This window comes from Viridibacterium curvum (assembly GCF_039544165.1).
GTDB lineage: Bacteria > Pseudomonadota > Gammaproteobacteria > Burkholderiales > Rhodocyclaceae > Viridibacterium > Viridibacterium curvum.
The window spans coordinates 172,909-187,928 of sequence record NZ_BAABLD010000017.1 but is presented as its reverse complement, the minus strand read 5'-3'; the positions used below and the strand labels follow the sequence as shown (position 1 = coordinate 187,928).

At 62.5% G+C, this 15,020-nt stretch carries 17 protein-coding genes and 1 other RNA gene; 8 read left to right on the top strand and 10 right to left on the bottom strand.

The window, feature by feature from the left end:
• The first annotated feature begins 27 nt into the window (after positions 1-27).
• Positions 28-498, top strand: coding sequence for a DoxX family protein (locus ABEA02_RS17260; protein WP_345534342.1), 471 nt, complete (start codon positions 28-30; stop codon positions 496-498).
• A 77-nt stretch (positions 499-575) separates the two neighbouring features.
• Here the strand turns inward: ABEA02_RS17260 and ABEA02_RS17255 are convergent, their stop codons facing one another.
• A complete protein-coding gene (locus tag ABEA02_RS17255) occupies positions 576-1,349 on the bottom strand; it encodes an SDR family oxidoreductase (protein WP_345534341.1) in 774 nt (257 codons plus the stop codon).
• 389 nt (positions 1,350-1,738) lie between these two features.
• Between ABEA02_RS17255 and ABEA02_RS17250 the strand changes: the two genes are divergently transcribed.
• Together ABEA02_RS17250 and kduI are read left to right on the top strand one after the other, a co-directional pair.
• Positions 1,739-2,377, top strand: a complete 639-nt coding sequence (locus ABEA02_RS17250; RefSeq protein WP_345534340.1) for an RpiB/LacA/LacB family sugar-phosphate isomerase — start codon at positions 1,739-1,741, stop codon at positions 2,375-2,377.
• Positions 2,378-2,513: 136 nt separating this feature from the next.
• A complete protein-coding gene (kduI, locus tag ABEA02_RS17245; RefSeq protein WP_345534339.1) occupies positions 2,514-3,368 on the top strand; it encodes a 5-dehydro-4-deoxy-D-glucuronate isomerase in 855 nt (284 codons plus the stop codon).
• 49 nt (positions 3,369-3,417) lie between these two features.
• Here kduI and ABEA02_RS17240 read toward each other — a convergent pair whose 3' ends face one another.
• The 3 genes from ABEA02_RS17240 to ABEA02_RS17230 are packed head-to-tail and all read right to left on the bottom strand — an operon-like array spanning position 3,418 to position 4,564.
• Entirely contained in the window at positions 3,418-3,771 is a 354-nt protein-coding gene (locus ABEA02_RS17240; RefSeq protein ID WP_345534338.1) for a TfoX/Sxy family protein, read from the bottom strand.
• Positions 3,768-4,157, bottom strand: a complete 390-nt coding sequence (locus ABEA02_RS17235) for an HIRAN domain-containing protein (protein ID WP_345534337.1) — start codon at positions 4,155-4,157, stop codon at positions 3,768-3,770. Before ABEA02_RS17235 ends, ABEA02_RS17240 begins: the two co-directional genes overlap by 4 nt.
• Positions 4,127-4,564 (bottom strand): YraN family protein, encoded by a 438-nt coding sequence (locus ABEA02_RS17230; RefSeq protein WP_345534336.1) that lies wholly within the window; start codon positions 4,562-4,564, stop codon positions 4,127-4,129. Before ABEA02_RS17230 ends, ABEA02_RS17235 begins: the two co-directional genes overlap by 31 nt.
• Here ABEA02_RS17230 and rsmI point away from each other — a divergent pair.
• A complete protein-coding gene (gene rsmI, locus ABEA02_RS17225) occupies positions 4,563-5,435 on the top strand; it encodes a 16S rRNA (cytidine(1402)-2'-O)-methyltransferase (RefSeq protein ID WP_345534335.1) in 873 nt (290 codons plus the stop codon). The genes ABEA02_RS17230 and rsmI overlap by 2 nt on opposite strands.
• A gap of 4 nt (positions 5,436-5,439) precedes the next feature.
• Here rsmI and ABEA02_RS17220 read toward each other — a convergent pair whose 3' ends face one another.
• From ABEA02_RS17220 to ABEA02_RS17205, 4 genes are all read right to left on the bottom strand, one after another.
• Positions 5,440-6,216 (bottom strand): hypothetical protein, encoded by a 777-nt coding sequence (locus ABEA02_RS17220; protein ID WP_345534334.1) that lies wholly within the window; start codon positions 6,214-6,216, stop codon positions 5,440-5,442.
• Positions 6,217-6,318: 102 nt separating this feature from the next.
• The gene (locus tag ABEA02_RS17215; protein WP_345534333.1) at positions 6,319-7,149 is read right to left on the bottom strand and encodes a gamma-glutamyl-gamma-aminobutyrate hydrolase family protein; all 831 of its coding nucleotides are present in this window, start codon (positions 7,147-7,149) and stop codon (positions 6,319-6,321) included.
• Positions 7,134-8,291, bottom strand: a complete 1,158-nt coding sequence (locus ABEA02_RS17210; protein WP_345534332.1) for a YbdK family carboxylate-amine ligase — start codon at positions 8,289-8,291, stop codon at positions 7,134-7,136. The genes ABEA02_RS17215 and ABEA02_RS17210 overlap by 16 nt, the downstream gene beginning before the upstream one ends.
• A complete protein-coding gene (locus tag ABEA02_RS17205; RefSeq protein WP_345534331.1) occupies positions 8,288-9,496 on the bottom strand; it encodes a cation:proton antiporter in 1,209 nt (402 codons plus the stop codon). Before ABEA02_RS17205 ends, ABEA02_RS17210 begins: the two co-directional genes overlap by 4 nt.
• A 291-nt stretch (positions 9,497-9,787) precedes the next feature.
• Between ABEA02_RS17205 and pyrC the strand changes: the two genes are divergently transcribed.
• The 3 genes from pyrC to rnpB all read left to right on the top strand — a co-directional run bounded on the left by pyrC (position 9,788) and on the right by rnpB (position 11,977).
• Positions 9,788-10,828, top strand: coding sequence for a dihydroorotase (pyrC, locus tag ABEA02_RS17200; RefSeq protein ID WP_345534330.1), 1,041 nt, complete (start codon positions 9,788-9,790; stop codon positions 10,826-10,828).
• A gap of 8 nt (positions 10,829-10,836) precedes the next feature.
• Complete coding sequence (locus ABEA02_RS17195) at positions 10,837-11,259, top strand: hypothetical protein (RefSeq protein ID WP_345534329.1); 423 nt, start codon at positions 10,837-10,839, stop codon at positions 11,257-11,259.
• Between the two features lie 321 nt (positions 11,260-11,580).
• Positions 11,581-11,977: RNase P RNA component class A (gene rnpB / locus ABEA02_RS17190), an RNA gene on the top strand.
• Between the two features lie 32 nt (positions 11,978-12,009).
• Here rnpB and ABEA02_RS17185 read toward each other — a convergent pair.
• Both ABEA02_RS17185 and ABEA02_RS17180 read right to left on the bottom strand, forming a co-directional pair.
• Positions 12,010-13,026, bottom strand: a complete 1,017-nt coding sequence (locus ABEA02_RS17185) for a hypothetical protein (protein ID WP_345534328.1) — start codon at positions 13,024-13,026, stop codon at positions 12,010-12,012.
• Positions 13,027-13,108: 82 nt separating this feature from the next.
• The gene (locus tag ABEA02_RS17180; RefSeq protein ID WP_345534327.1) at positions 13,109-14,224 is read right to left on the bottom strand and encodes an NHL repeat-containing protein; all 1,116 of its coding nucleotides are present in this window, start codon (positions 14,222-14,224) and stop codon (positions 13,109-13,111) included.
• A gap of 344 nt (positions 14,225-14,568) precedes the next feature.
• Between ABEA02_RS17180 and mraZ the strand changes: the two genes are divergently transcribed.
• A complete protein-coding gene (mraZ, locus tag ABEA02_RS17175) occupies positions 14,569-15,018 on the top strand; it encodes a division/cell wall cluster transcriptional repressor MraZ (protein ID WP_345534326.1) in 450 nt (149 codons plus the stop codon).
• Positions 15,019-15,020: the final 2 nt, after the last annotated feature.

Genomic DNA, 15,020 nt, shown 5'->3' with positions numbered 1-15,020 from the left:
TTTACGACAGACATACAGAGGATTTCCATGAACACAGCATTACTCCAGCGCGGTATCGCCCTCAGCGCGCAACCGGTCTCCTGGCTCAACGCTGCACAGCCCGTGCTGTTGCTGGCTGTGCGCCTCTACATCGCCTGGGTTTTCTTTCGATCCGGTCTCACCAAGATCGATGACTGGGGCACTACCCTGGCCCTGTTCCAGGACGAATACCAGGTGCCGCTGTTGCCACCGGCGTTGGCTGCTTTCATGGGGGCTTCGGGCGAGCTGTTGCTGCCACCGCTGCTGTTGCTGGGGCTGGCGGGGCGTTTCGCGGCGCTGGGGCTGTTCGTGGTGAATGCGATGGCGGTCATTTCGTACCCCGCGCTGTTCCAGTTCGATTGCCCGGCGGCGATTCAGTCGCATTACTTCTGGGGCGCAAGCCTGTTGGGGCTCGCTGCCTTCGGGCCTGGCGCCCTGTCGCTGGATGCCTGGCTGATGAAGCGTTTCAAGAGACTTTAGGCCGCATCGCGCACGGAACAAACAAAAAGGGCCGGTCTTGCGACCGGCCCTTTTGTTTTGCTGCAGGCTGATGGATATCAGCGAGCTTGCCAGCCGCCGTCAACGTTCACGATGGTGCCGTTGAGGTATTCCGAAGCGGCAGAAGCCAGGAACACAGCGGTGCCGGCCAGATCTTCGGGTTGGCCCCAGCGGCCAGCGGGGATGCGGTCCAGGATGGCCTTGTTGCGGGCTTCGTCAGCGCGGATCGGGGCGGTGTTCGCCGTAGCGATGTAGCCCGGGGCGATGCCGTTGCAGTTGATGCCCTTGGCGCCCAGTTCGTTGGCGATCAGCTTGGTGATGCCGGCAATACCGTGCTTGGAAGCGGTGTAGCCCGGCACCAGGATGCCGCCTTGATACGACAGCATCGAGCAGATATTGATGATCTTGCCCTTGCCGTTGCGGCCGATGACGTGGCGGCAGAAGGCTTGCGACAGGTACATCGGGGCATACAGGTTGATCTGCATGACGAAGTCGAAGTCTTCTTCCTTGTGCTCAAGGAACGGTGCGCGGCGAATGGTGCCGGCGACGTTGGCGAGGATGTCGACCTGGCCGGCGATCTTCACGGCTTCGTCGATGACCTTCTGCGGAGCGCCCTTCTCGGTCAGGTTGGCTTGCAGGTACCAGTAGTTGGCGCCCGTTTTGGCCTTGGCAGCGTCGTAGGCAGCGATGGACTCGGCAGCCAGCGGTGCGAAGTCAGCAGCGATCACGGAGGCGCCGGCTTCCATGTACTTGGCAGCGATGGCAGCGCCGATGCCTTGTGCGGCGCCGGTGACGAGGGCGACCTTGCCGGTCAGATCAAAAGGGTTGCTCATTCGATTCACTCTCCCGAGAGATTTTTCAGAAATTCGCCAGAGGGGGCGGCGTTTGCATGACTCTTGTCCGGGGCTGGCGGGGCCGCTGCCCGGTCTGGTCAGAGCCCGCGAGTTTAGCCGATTCAAGCGGCAAGGGCACGGCTGGCGTCCTGCGAGAGGGTTTTGTTGCGGCAGATCAAGGGCCTGCCGTGCGTGCGGGGCGTACTCGCAGCGTCAGGGCCCGTCCACGTTTGCGTTTGCTGCCTCGCACGTTTACCCTTACGGGCTCAGTCGCGCGCGAAATTGGCCCGTGGTGAGCCATAAGGTCCCGCAGGCCCCGCAAAACCGCGCCACATCTGCTTTTCCATTCGACGCCCAGCGTCTCCTCCGAAACTTTGAAGGGATACCCCATGAAGATCGCCCTGATCAACGAAAACAGCCAGTGCGCCAAGAACGAAATCATCTTCAACTCGCTGAAGACCGTTGCCGAGCCCCTGGGTCACCAGGTGTTCAACTACGGCATGTACAGCGCTGAAGATCCGAACTCGCTGACCTACGTGCAGAACGGCATCCTCGCCGGCATCCTGCTGAACTCCGGCGCGGCCGACTTCATCGTCACCGGCTGTGGCACCGGCATGGGCGCCATGCTCGCCAGCAACGCAATGCCCGGCGTGTTCTGCGGCCTGGTTGCCGACCCGACCGACGCTTTCCTGTTCTCGCAGATCAACGCGGGCAACGCCATCTCGATGCCCTATGCCAAGGGTTTCGGCTGGGCCGCTGAACTGAACCTGCAAGACGTGTACCGCAAGCTGTTCGAACTCGAACCCGGCCTGGGCTACCCGAAAGAGCGCGCAGCCATCATGGCCAAGAACCGCGGCATCCTGAAGGACGTGAAGGCCAAGTCCTGCAAGGACATGCTGACGGTGCTGAAGGAAATCGACCAGGAGCTGCTGAAGGGCGCCGTCGCTGGCCCGAAGTTCAAGGAATACTTCTTCGCCAATGCCAAGGATGACGGCATCGCAACCTACATCAAGAGCATTGTCGGTTAATCACCCGCTTCGCCAGATGTGAAACGCCCGTCGTGCGCAAGCCCGGCGGGCGTTTTGTTTTTCTGCAAGTCGTTACGAGTCTGGCGCAGAATAATGGGGCTTTCGATTGCTCTACGCCTTCTCTGGAGACACTGACATGACGATCTATCGCAAGACCTATTACGCCACGGCACCGGATTCGATGATTGGCGCATCGAACGAGCAGCTGCGTCAGCGTTACCTCTTCACTGATCTGTTCGTGGCCGATCAGGTCACGCTCAACTATTCGCACTTCGAGCGCATGGTCGTCGGCGGTGCTGCGCCAGTGGGCAAGAGGGTGGCACTGCCGGCGCAGACCGAGCCGGCATCGGCGGCCGGCAAGCCCTTCCTCGAACGTCGCGAGCTGGGCGTGATCAACGTTGGCGGAGGCGTCGGTGCGATCACCGTGGATGGCACGCGCTACGACATGGCGCCCAAGGACGGACTGTATGTGGCGATGGGGGCGAGCTGCGTTGAATTCGAATCGGCTGACGCAGCCAACCCGGCGAAGTTCTACCTCGTGTCGACGACGGCGCACGCCAGTTACGAGACCCGGCACCTTGCCATCGACAAGGCCGTACCGCTGGAGCGTGGCGCGGCAGAGACATCCAATGAACGCACGATCTACCAGTACATCGTGCCGGCCACCTGCCAGAGCTGCCAGCTGCTGCTGGGGCTCACCATCCTCAAGACCGGATCGGTGTGGAACACCTGCCCGCCGCACCTGCATGATCGCCGCTCCGAGGTGTATTTCTATTTCGATCTCAAGGACGATCAGCGCGTCATGCACTTCATGGGCGAACCGGAAGACATGCGTCACCTCGTGCTGGCGAAGGACGAAGCGGTGATGTCGCCGCCCTGGTCGATCCACATGGGCTCGGGCACCAGCAACTACGCGTTCATCTGGGCCATGGGCGGCGAGAACCTCGACTACACCGACATGAAGGTGCTGGACATCTGCCAGCTCAAGTAAGCGGCTGCCTGATCACGAACGCCCGTCCTGCGAGAGCAGGGCGGGCGTTTTACTTCTTGCGGGATTTTCGCTGCGCGGCACGCAGCGAAGCAGCCAGCGCACTGCGCGCCCAGGGAAGCATGAGGGCGGGGGAGTCCATGGCTTCATCGGGCGCACGCCAATAGCTGGTGCGTGTTTCCTTGCCAGTCTTCGTCTTGTAGGTGAAGGGCGAGGAGCCTGCTGCTTCGAATTCCGCCACGTTGCCGGCGTCGGTTTTCAGGAACAGCTGGTCGTCGATGATGATCGCCACGATGATGCCGTCGCTGTACAAACCGGCGCCGCTGAACATGCGCTTGTGCGAGATGCGACCGAGCGGTGCCAGCAGTTCGGCACACCAGGCGAGATAGTCGGCGGAGACGCTCATGGCTGCAGGCTCGCAAAAATTTCGATGTGGATGCGCTCGCGCGGATTGGGGTGATCGCGCAGGCGGACGATGCGGGCCGTGATCGGCATGCCTTTGTCCAGCGCACTGGCGACCGGACCGCTCAGCTCGCGTGGCAGGTAGCCCAGAACGTGACCTTGCCAGTCGACGCGCACAGCAAGCGGATCGTGCGGGTTGCTCGCATCGCGAACGACTTCCAGTGCATCTCCTTCACGCAGGCGCGGCCAGACGGCTTTGGCTTCGTGGTACGCCACACCGGCAACGCTCACACGCTGCAAAAGCAGGCGTGACGCCGCACCCGCGTGCAGCGCTGCATAACACAGCAGCGCGCCCAGGCTCAGCTGGCGGAGAAGGCGTCGCGCAGCCATTCGATGTTGGCCGTTTCGAGAGAGTCGAGCAGCAGCGCGTCGAAGCGCATCTGCCGCTGGCGGTAGGCGCGACCGTCACCCTGCAGCCAGACGCGCGCAGCGAGTGTAATGCGGCGTTGCTTGGTGGGCGTGATGCTGGCCGCTGCACCGCCGAAGCGCGGATCGCTGCGTAGCCGCACCTCGAAGAACACCAGAGTGCCGGCGTGTTCGCCGATGAGATCGATTTCGCCGCCCTTGCACCGCACGTTGCGCGCGATGATGCGCACCCCTTGTGATTGCAGGAAGTCTGCGGCCAGGCGCTCGGCGCGGGCCCCGCTGGGGGCGTCTTGCGACGACGCGCCTTGCCCGCCCGCCAAGGCGAGCAGACAATGCCGCATCTTTTGCCACAAGCCGGTCGCGTCACCCATGCTTTCCTTGCCCGAAGAAAATGTTCTGCATGCCTCGCCCGCATTGTATGTGGTGGCCACGCCGCTCGGGAACCGCCATGACATCAGCCTGCGCGCACTGGCCCTGCTGGGCAAGGTCGATCTGGTGGCCTGCGAAGATACGCGCCACAGCCAGAAGCTGTTCGACAGCTTCGGCCTGTCGCCGCGCACTCTGGCCCTGCACGAGCACAACGAGCAGGAGGGCGCGACGCGCGTCATCGAGCGTCTGCAGCAAGGGCAGCACGTGGCTTTCGTCAGCGACGCCGGCACGCCGGCCGTATCGGACCCGGGGGCGCGCCTCGTCGCTCGTGTGCAGGAAGCGGGCTTCCCGGTGATTCCCGTGCCGGGTGCCTGCGCGGCGGTGGCTGCTTTGTCGGCATCCGGGCTGGCAAGTGATCGCTTTCATTTCATCGGCTTCCTGCCGCCCAAGACGGCAGCGCGCAAGGCAGAAATTGAAGCCTTCAAGGGGCTGGAGGGCAATGTGGTGCTTTACGAGTCACCGCATCGCGTCGTCGAGTGCGTGGCAGATCTCGTCGCGGTGCTGGAGCCTGAGCGCGAAATCGTCTTCTGTCGTGAGCTGACCAAGCTGTTCGAGCAGATTGCGCGCATGCCGCTGGCCGAGGCGAGTGCCTGGCTGCAAGCCGACAGCAACCGCCAGCGCGGCGAGTTCGTGTTGCTGGTCGGGCCTGCGCCCGCTGCGGAGGGCTTGCCTGCCGAGGCGCAGCGTGTGTTGGCGCTGCTGCTGGAGGAGTTGCCGGTGAAGACCGCTGCGAAGCTGTGCGCCGGGATTACCGGCGCATCACGCAATGCGCTGTATGAGCATGCCCTGAGCCTGAAGCAGGGCGAGAAGTAGTGCGTCAGTAGCGACGTGAAGAGCTGGAACTCTGCAGCGGGATGCCTCCGCCGCGCATGCTGCTGCCACGTTCGTACTGGGCATCCACACGCTGGGCCTGACGCTTGAGATCGCGCAAGGCTCGTTCGGCTTCCGCTGTCTGCTGGCGGCGTTGGCGCTCTTCTTCGTAGCGTGCACGCTCGTCTTCACGGCGATAGCTCTCATCTGCCGCCTGCAGGCGGCGTGCGTTACGGTCTGCCTCGGCGATGGCCTGGTCGCGCTCCTGGCGCCGGCGGCGTTCATCTTCCTGTGCGTCGCGCCGTGCCGATTCGACGGAATAGGTGTCGCGACGTTCGTCTTCACGTGCCTGGCGGGCTTGTTCCTGCTCCAAGCGTTGCTGTTCCAGGCGCACCTGCTCGGCACGGATGCGCAGTCGCTCCTGCTCCACGCCAAGATGCCAGCGGTATCCCATGATTGCGATTGCCACCACGATCAAGGCCAGCACCACCTTGGTCGTGGAGGACATGCCAGGTTCCTGCTCGACATAACTGATTGCGGCGACGCTCGCTGCGCTGCCGCCACGCAGTTTGCGATCGTAGTCGGCCCGACGCTGCGCATCGCTGAGTGTGTAGAACGCGTCCTTGAGCAGGTTGTAGTGGGCGTCTGGCGCCAGCCCGTCGGGCGATTTCAGGTTGTTTGCTGCGCGCTTTGCTTCCACGCGCTCCCACGCGGCCTGGATGGCTTCGTGGCTGGCGCCCTGGCTGACTTCGAGCAGGTCGTAGAGTGTCTTTTTATTCTGCATGCACAGGTCCCGTCTGTTCTTCGGCCGGCTCAGGGTGAGCGTCTTCGTTGTGCCGCGATGATAGGTGGATGACGGGAGGCGTGCAATTTCCTACCCCTTCGGTCAGCGGCTTCCGTCACGCCGGCGTCTGGCTTGCCGCAGGAATTCGGCCAGATGCGGACCGCTGTCGAGCAGGTGTTTGCGTTCCGGAGGGTGAAACTGCGGGTGCCACTGCACGCCATAAACGAAGCTGTTACCGGTCCAGCGCATGGCTTCGACGATGATCTCATCAGTAGACAGGGCATCGACCAGCACGCCGTTGCCCAGCCTGCGGATGGCCTGGTGATGGATGCTGGTGACGCGTGGCGCGTCCTCGAAGGGATAGAGGCGTTCCAGCAATGAGCCGGGCGTAAAGCGGATGGCATGCGTGTGCAGGTCGTAGGCGTCGTGGTCGACGTGCTGTCCGGCGCCAGCAACTTGCTGACCTACGTCCTGGTAGAGCGTGCCGCCGAAGGCCACGTTGAGCAGCTGACAGCCGCGACAGATGCCCAGTACGGGCTTCTTCTGGATGATGCATTCCCAGATCAGGTCCAGCTCATACTGGTCGCGGATGCGGTCTCCTTCCCACTCGGGGCGCAAGGCTTCCTCACCATAGCTGCGGGGGCTGACGTCAGCGCCACCCTGCAGCACCAGCGCGTCAATGGCGCGCACGTAGTCGCCGACATGCACGGCAGCGCGGCGCAGCGAGCCTTCCGATTCCAGCGTGGGCAGCATGAAGCACAGGGCGCCCTCCGCGAGGATCCAGTGCGCAATCGACTGTTCGAGGTACTGCAAGGTCTTGCCACGGAACCCCAGCTCGGCCGGTGGCTGGTGCATCAGCCTGGCGCTGATGCCGATTCGCAGCGGCGCAGGCCGGTCGGTTGCGGGCGGGGCCGTACTCAGCTCTCGCGCCATTGCAGGGCCTGTTGCCAGACGAGATCTCCGAACGAGTGATGGCGCTGGTAGGCGCTACGCATCCACTGCGCGCCATTGCCTTCTTCGCACACAGCGCCCAGCGAAGCGAGGTAGTGCGCGGTGCCGAGTTCTTCAGCATGTGGTGCGAGGCGTTGCAGCGTGATCCGCAAGTCATCGCGCAGGGCCACGCGTTGGCGGGAGGCGGGGTCGACGAGGCAGCCTTCCATGCCGTAACGCGCGGCCTGGTAGCGGTTGACGCTGTAGACCGCATAGAGCGAGTCGTCGATCACGAAAGGGCGTTCGACCAGCAGGTAGCGGCACAGTGTCTGTGCAAAGGCGGCGAGGGCGATGGCGCGCTCGACGGTCAGTGGCGTGTCGCAGATGCGGATTTCGACGGTGCCGAATTCCGGTTTGGGGCGGATGTCCCAGTAGAAATCCTTCATGCTCTCTACGATGCCGAAACCCCGCATGTGCTCAAAGTAGTCGATAAATTCACTCCAGCGCTTGACCATCGGCGCGCGACCCGACAAGGGGAAGGCCGAGATGGCATTCAGCCGCGAGGAGTCAAAGGCCGTGTCTACGCCCTGGTAATAGGGTGACGCGGCCGAAAGTGCGATGAAATGCGGCAGGTAGCGCGACAGTGCATGCAGCAGATAGAGCGCTTCGTCACCGTTGGGGCAGCCGACGTGGATGTGCTGGCCGAAGACGGTGAACTGCTTGGCGAGGTAGCCGTACATGTCGCCGAGCTGGTGGAAGCGCGGCTTGTCGAAGATCTTGCGTTCGGCCCAATGCTGGAAGGGGTGGGCGCCACCGCCGCAGATGAGCAGGTTGAGCTTGTCGGCGGCTTCGACGAGTGTTTTGCGCACGGCCAGCAACTCGGCAGCGAGCGTATCGATGCGCCTATGGATCTGCGCGGTGGATACCTCGATCATGCTTTCGGTGATCTCTGGTTTGAAGTCGCCAGGATGCGGGTGCCGGTTGATGAGGCCCAGCAGCTCGGTCGCGCCGCGCGTGAGGTCGGCATCGAGCCGGCTGACAACCTGCAGCTCCAGTTCCACGCCCAGCGTCAGCGGGTCGGAGGTCGTGAAGCTCAGCGCGTGGCTGGTCGTATCGGGTGCGAATGCGGCGGTATCGCGACTCATGCGGCCTCCCTGGTCTCGTCGGCGCGGCGAAGGGCAAACTGCAGCAGGGGCGGTGCCAGCAATTCGGTCAGGGGCAGGGCAGTCAGCACGATGGCAGCGACCTGTGCGCCCAGCGAGGGCCAGAGGACGCTGGTGCGATCCACCCACAGCAAGGCTGCACCCGACATGGGCAGCATGCAGGCTGCGAGCAAGGATGCCTTGCGATAGCTGAGACCGCAGGGTGTGGCGAAAGCGAATATGCCAATGAGCTTGCCGACGGCGCGTGCGGCGATCAGGGCTATGGCCGGGACGATCGCGGCCTGCAGTGCGGCTGGCGTGAGCAAGGCCCCCGTCGAGATGAACACCACGATGAGGGCGAGGCGTCCGACGAGGCCGAAGTCCATGGGTTGTAATCGTCTGCGCTTGTCCATGGTGCGGCTCAGCACGCCCGCTGCCAGCAGGCTGACAGCAACCGAGAGTTGCAGTGCCGAGGTCAGCGCGACCGAGAAAATGATCAACGCAATCGCCGCAAGCGTCTGGCTGTTGTGCTCGGGCCGCAAACGGGCTGGTACCCACAGTACGACGTGCGCAATGATCAGGCCCAGCAGCAACGAGCCGACCAGCAGGTAGGCAGGGTGCAGCAGGCTTGCGAACAGATCATCGCTGCGCGACGCGGTGTGCTGCCAGCCGTAGGCAATGCCCAGTGCGGCAAAGGCGTAGCAACTGCCTAGCGCGCAGAGCAGTTGCAGGCGTTCGCTAACCGGGCCGCGTGCATGCGTGTCCTTGCAGACGCCCAGCACGACGGCCGGCCCCGTCGCTGCGCCGATGCCCGCACTGATCAGCGCAACCAGTGTGGGCACGCCCAGAGCGAACAGGAGCAGACCAACGCTGGCAAATGCCAACAGGGATTCGGCCAGACTGGTGGCGAGCAGCCAGGGGTTACGCTGCAACCAGCCGAGATCGATGCGCTGCCCCAGTTCGAACAACAGCAGGCCGAAGGCAAACTCGAAGAGCGGCCTCAACAGCGGCAGGATGTCTGGGGTATAGAGTTGCGTCACGGCTTGCCCCAGCAGAGTGCCGAGGAGGACGTAGCCGGTGATGCGTGGCAGGCGCAAGGTGCGCATGGTCAGCTCGCCGAAAGCGACGGCACATAACAGGACCAGAGCAGCCCAGCCGAAATCACTGATGGGCAGCGGCAAGGTCGGCAAAAAGAAAAATGGCTCCATCTCTCCTCCTTGAGCATTTCTTGTTTCAGATGGCAGTAAGTCGTCCGGGCAGGGATGCCGAGGGCGGACTTGCGGGAGGGATTGCTGAAATGCGTTACGGCGGCAGGCTCAGCCAGGAGGCTGGGCGATCTGAAGTGGCATCAGCGGAGGCAGTGTGCCCGCTACTTGCAAGAGTGTGACCCGTGTGATGGCAGAAGGTTCTGTCGTGGCAGGCAGGGGCGCCGGGGACATGCTGTAAACTTACCGTCGACTTTTGCTACCTTGGCCCGATCGGGCCTGAATGGAACTCCGATGTCTCTCGCTTCACTGACCATCACACGCCCCGACGACTGGCACCTTCACCTGCGCGATGGTGCGTCGCTCGCCGTCACCGTGCCCGACGTTGCGCAACGCTTCGGCCGCGCCATCGTCATGCCGAACCTGCGCCCCCCGGTGACCACCGTCGCGCAGGCCGCCGCCTACCGTGACCGGATCAACGCCGCTGTGCCGGCTGGCCTCAAGTTCGAACCCCTGATGACGTTGTACCTGACTGACAACACTCCGCCCGACGAGATTGATCGGGCGAAGGCTTCCGGTTTCGTGCATGCCGTCAAGCTGTACCCGGCCGGGGCGACGACCAATTCCGATGCCGGAGTGACGTCGATGGACAAGGTGGCTGCAACGCTGGAGCGCATGCAGGCACTGGGTGTTCCCCTTCTGGTACATGGCGAGGTGACGCATGCTGATGTGGATATCTTTGATCGCGAGCGTGTTTTTATTGATCGCGTATTCGCGCCGCTCCAGGCGAAATTCCCGGGTCTTCGTACGGTCTTCGAGCACATCACGACTGCGGAAGCCGCGCAGTTCGTAGCCGGTGCCGGCCCCAATGTGGCGGCCACCATCACTGCGCATCATCTGTTGATGAACCGTAACGCAATCTTCGCTGGTGGCATTCGTCCCCATCACTACTGTCTGCCCGTGCTCAAGCGCGAAACGCATCGTGTTGCACTGGTCGAGGCCGCCATCTCCGGCAATCCGCGCTTCTTCCTCGGCACGGACTCCGCACCGCATGCCAGGAGCACCAAGGAAGCGGCTTGTGGCTGCGCTGGCTGTTACACCGCACACGCGGGCATCGAGCTCTATGCCGAAGCCTTTGACGAAGCAGGTGCGCTCGACAAGCTCGAAGCCTTTGCCAGCCACAACGGCCCCGACTGGTACGGTCTGCCGCGCAATGCCGACAAGGTCACCCTCGTGAAAGAAGACTGGGCCGTGCCCGCCAGCATCGACTACCTGCCGGGCGACCCGCTGGTGCCGCTGCGTGCCGGTGAAGCCATCCACTGGAAGATTGCCTGACCATGCACATGACGCGTCTGCTGCCCTTGCTGTTGCTGCCTTGCCTCACAGCCTGCGAAAACACGGGCGCGTCTTACATGATCGATGGCAACAAGGATCACTCGATCAGCGTCGTGCGCGAGCAGCGCTACTTCTGGGGCAGCGCCGTGGCGCAGAAAGTGGTCGCGGCGCGCTTCCCGATCTGCCAGCAGCGTTACGACATTGCCGATGGCAAAGCCGGTGCAGGCGAGCTGGAACTGTACGAGGTGAACGAAGTGCTCTACGTGTTGCACCAGGGCAATAACTGGTGGGGCGTGGGCACAGAGAAGTGCGAGCTGCAGGCCTTCAAGACGCCACCGGAAAAATACGGCGATCTGCTCGGCAAGTTCCGTTTCGATAACGGCACATTCAAGTTTGTCGCCACCAAGCCCGCTACGCCGCCGGGCAAATAATCCAGTCTCTAGGGCCTGTTAACAATTATCCGGCGGTCGCGCTTGCGTTCAATTGGGCGTGGAACAAGGCGCAGCAACGAAGACAGGGTGGCCCCCTGTCGAGGCGCTGCAACACAGTGCCACGTTCAATTGAATGCAAGCCCTCCGGGTTGAGTCTTATGGCTCGTGGATACTGCGTTGCACTCCTTGTGTGGGGCGAATCTGCCAACTGAGACCCCACACCGCGTCGCGCGCCTTGTCCCACAAGCCATAAGACTCAATGCGATCCGCCGGATAATTGTTAACAGGCCCTACTGCTCACACAGCTATACTCCGCCCCGGGAAGTTCGCCAGGCAGTCGCGGTGTGCTGGAGGAAATCGGTACATCGAGGAAAGTCCGGGCCCCGCAGGGCAGGATGCCGGCTAACGGCCGGGCGCTATAAGTCAGGCTTGCCTGACCCAAGGCGACGGAAAGTGGAACAGAGAATAGACCGCCGATGGCTCGCAAGAGCACAGGTAAGGGTGAAACGGCGAGGTAAGAGCTCACCGCAGACGTGGTAACACGGACTGGCACGCTAAACCCCATCCGGGGCAAGGCCAAATAGGGGGGCGTTGATGCGGCCCGCAGAGCCCCCGGGTAGGCTGCTAGAGCCCTGCAGTAATGCAGGGACCAGAGGAATGACTGCCCCGCATGCGCAAGCATGCGCGACAGAACCCGGCTTATCGGCGAGCTTCCCAATCGCTACTGCACAAGATATAGCCATGATGCAGCTAGCTTCCCCAGCGATACCAGCCGAGTCGTTTGACGGCTTGCGGCGTAACTTCGACAAACAAGTATCCTGAGACAGTTCCTCCTGAGTAGGGAGCGAACGCAAATGTCCGGCCTTTGATCGAGAAAACTTGCGGTGTGTTGTCCCAAGACAGTCCGCACTGTGTTTCGCAGTCCTCAAGCTCCTGTGTGATGCCACTGAGCCATTCGTCTTCGTTGTTGGGTGGTAGCAGCTGAACTTTTCCTTTGTGATTCAGGTTTCGCCATAGCGAAATACTTGCGTATTCGATAGGGCGTTTGCGCGATCTTTTAGAGCTTGCACGAGTATTCGCGCCAAAGTGCTGAATTTTCTGTCCGTCCTGAAATGTGAATTCGGTTGCAACTCCGTCCAGTTCCGTCAGGTCAGCAGCTTTTGCATATGTTTGGGTGCATTGCTTTGAGTCGCATTGCTTGACCTTCGCGTTGCGCCAGAATGCAAGTTGTGACGACAGTTCGGGCCAGTTGAGCCACTCTTTTCGAGGCGCCTTCCTGACTTTCGCGAACTCCAGCTGTTTGCTGTTGGCAAGTACGGCACCCTGCATGTCCTGTGCAGAAGACGGCCCGAGATCGAAGCCGATACCGGAACCTGATGCATCAGCGAAATATGTTCCGCCCCTTGCGGAATAAGTGTGGCCCTCTGCATCGAACCATTGCTTGGGCGGCGCGGTCATGTAGTGTCGTTTTGCGACCAGCGACGATGCAATCGGGCACTGAACGATGTCTTGGTCCTTGGGAATCCCAAGCCGCTTCCTGCATTGCTCTACTGCCGAGAGAATCTCGGGTGTTCCTTCTTGACGGCTTTCAATATCGATTTGTCGCTGATCTGGGCTTGGTATCGACAGTACGGGCAGGGCTATGCGTTTATCCCGGTCAATATGAAGAATTGCAATTTCGACAGGAGCTTCGTTTTGGGCTTGTGAAGTCGATGACAGCAGACAAAGCGAAGCGACGAAAATGAGGCGTGGCGCTGTTTGCAGCATTTTGAGGTCCAGGAGTGAGTGCACTTTGATGCTTGGTGATATGCAACTTCAGGTTTGTGTAGACGTACAGCAGGACCGGCGCCTATCGGCGAGCTTCCCAATCTTCTTCGTCAGACACCTCTTCCGGCGGCGACAGCTTGCGCCGGATCAGCGCAACGACCGGCTTGTGCAGCAGCCATGCGATCAACAGTGCGCCCAGGCTCAGGCACACGATGGCGGCGAGTCTTGATGCGGTGGCGATGCCTTCGGCAAAGCTGCGCCAGAACGCCGACCCCGTCAGTCGCCCGTTCAGTGTCGGATCGTTGACTTTGCCGAGCGGCTTGCGCGCGGCATCGAAGCGCCACACGGCCCCCTGCGCACCATCCAGCACCCACAATTCCTTGCCCAGCCAGGCCACATCCAGCGCCTTGCTGCCAACGGGCAACGGGAATTCCGCCTCGGTGGCGTCGCTGAAGACGTCGACGACGCGGGTCTGGCCGTTTTCAGGATGACGGCGGATCACGGTCGCCACCGCCGGCTTGTCGCGGTCGCTCATCTGCCCACGTGAGAGGCGGGCAATGCCGGGTACGCGTAAGGCGTTGAGGCCGCTCAAGGGTACGTTGTCCTGCGCCGTGAGCGAGTCGGCTTGCAACTGCGTGAGTTGCTGCTTGGTGCTGTCGGCTACCCACCAGGCTTCGCCATCGAACAGCACGCCTTCGGCCTGACGCACCTCCCCCTTGACACTGCTTGCCAGCGATTTTCCCTGGTCATCGAAGCGCTGCACGGCGCCGTCGAGCACGGCGGCGATTTCGAAGCTCTGGCCGCGCTTGCGGCTGGCGAGACGTATCGGCGCCTGCGGGGCCGGGGCGGCGAGCGGGATGACGCCCGACGCGCTGCCCGTATTGGCGTCCAGCAACTTGAGTCGCGCGCTGCCTGGCTCTGCGAGCAACAGGTGAGTGGCATCGATGGCGTGCAGTTCGCTGATGGCTTTGACGCCCAATTCGCTGAGGCTGCGTTCACGCACCAGCTTGCCCTGCGCATCGATTTGCATGAGGCCGTGGTTGTCGGCCAGCCAGGCGTTCGTGCCCGTCGCGATGGCATTGGCGGCCAGTGAGTTGCGTAGGTAGTTGCCTGCAAAGCTGGCCAGCAGGGCGGCGGCAATGCCCAAGGTGATCGCCAGCGTGGCCAGCAGGCGGAGTCGTCGTCCAGCGCTTTCCATTTCTTCTTCCTCCCGGGCAAATCGTGGCGACGATCTTGCCATGCCGCCGCGTGAGACGTGGCGTCGCGTGCTGCAGAGGCAACAAAACGACGTAAGGCGGCCCGCTGTTCTGTTTGCAGGAATGGAGCGCGCTTGCCCTTGAAAACATTCGGAATTGCGGCCTGAAAACCGCCCGCTCCGGCGCTTGACCGGGTATGACAGTTCAACTAAAGTGGTGCAAAGTGGTAAGAAATGGATAAAAGTGCACAAAAACGACGCTCCGGCGGAGGGTCGTGGTCCGGAGGGCGGAATCCCCGGGTGTCTGGTTGAACGGTGGCTGGCGCTGGTCCGGCTGAGGAGCGTGGATGTTTCAAGGTGCTGCGGCGCTGACTCTCGATGCGAAGGGACGCCTGGGCGTCCCCGCGCGGCATCGCGATGCGCTGGCAGTGGCTTGTGGCGGCCGCCTGGTTGTGACCGCACACCCGCACCAATGCCTCGTTATCTATCCGGAGCCTGCCTGGGAGCCGATCCGCGCGCAGGTGCTCGCCGCCCCCAGCCTTGACCCGCGTTCGGCCGCCATCAAGCGCCTGCTGGTCGGTAATGCGCGCGATGAGGAAATGGATGCGACGGGGCGCCTGTTGATCGCGCCGGAGCTGCGTGAGTGGGCTGCGCTGGACAAGTCTGTCTGGCTGGTCGGGCAGGGCACGCACTTTGAGCTGTGGTCGGACGAGCGCTGGAAGAAGCAACAGGAAGCGATGCTGGCCATCTTCCAGTCGGCCGAGCTGCCACCCGGCCTTGCCGATTTGAGTCTGTGAGC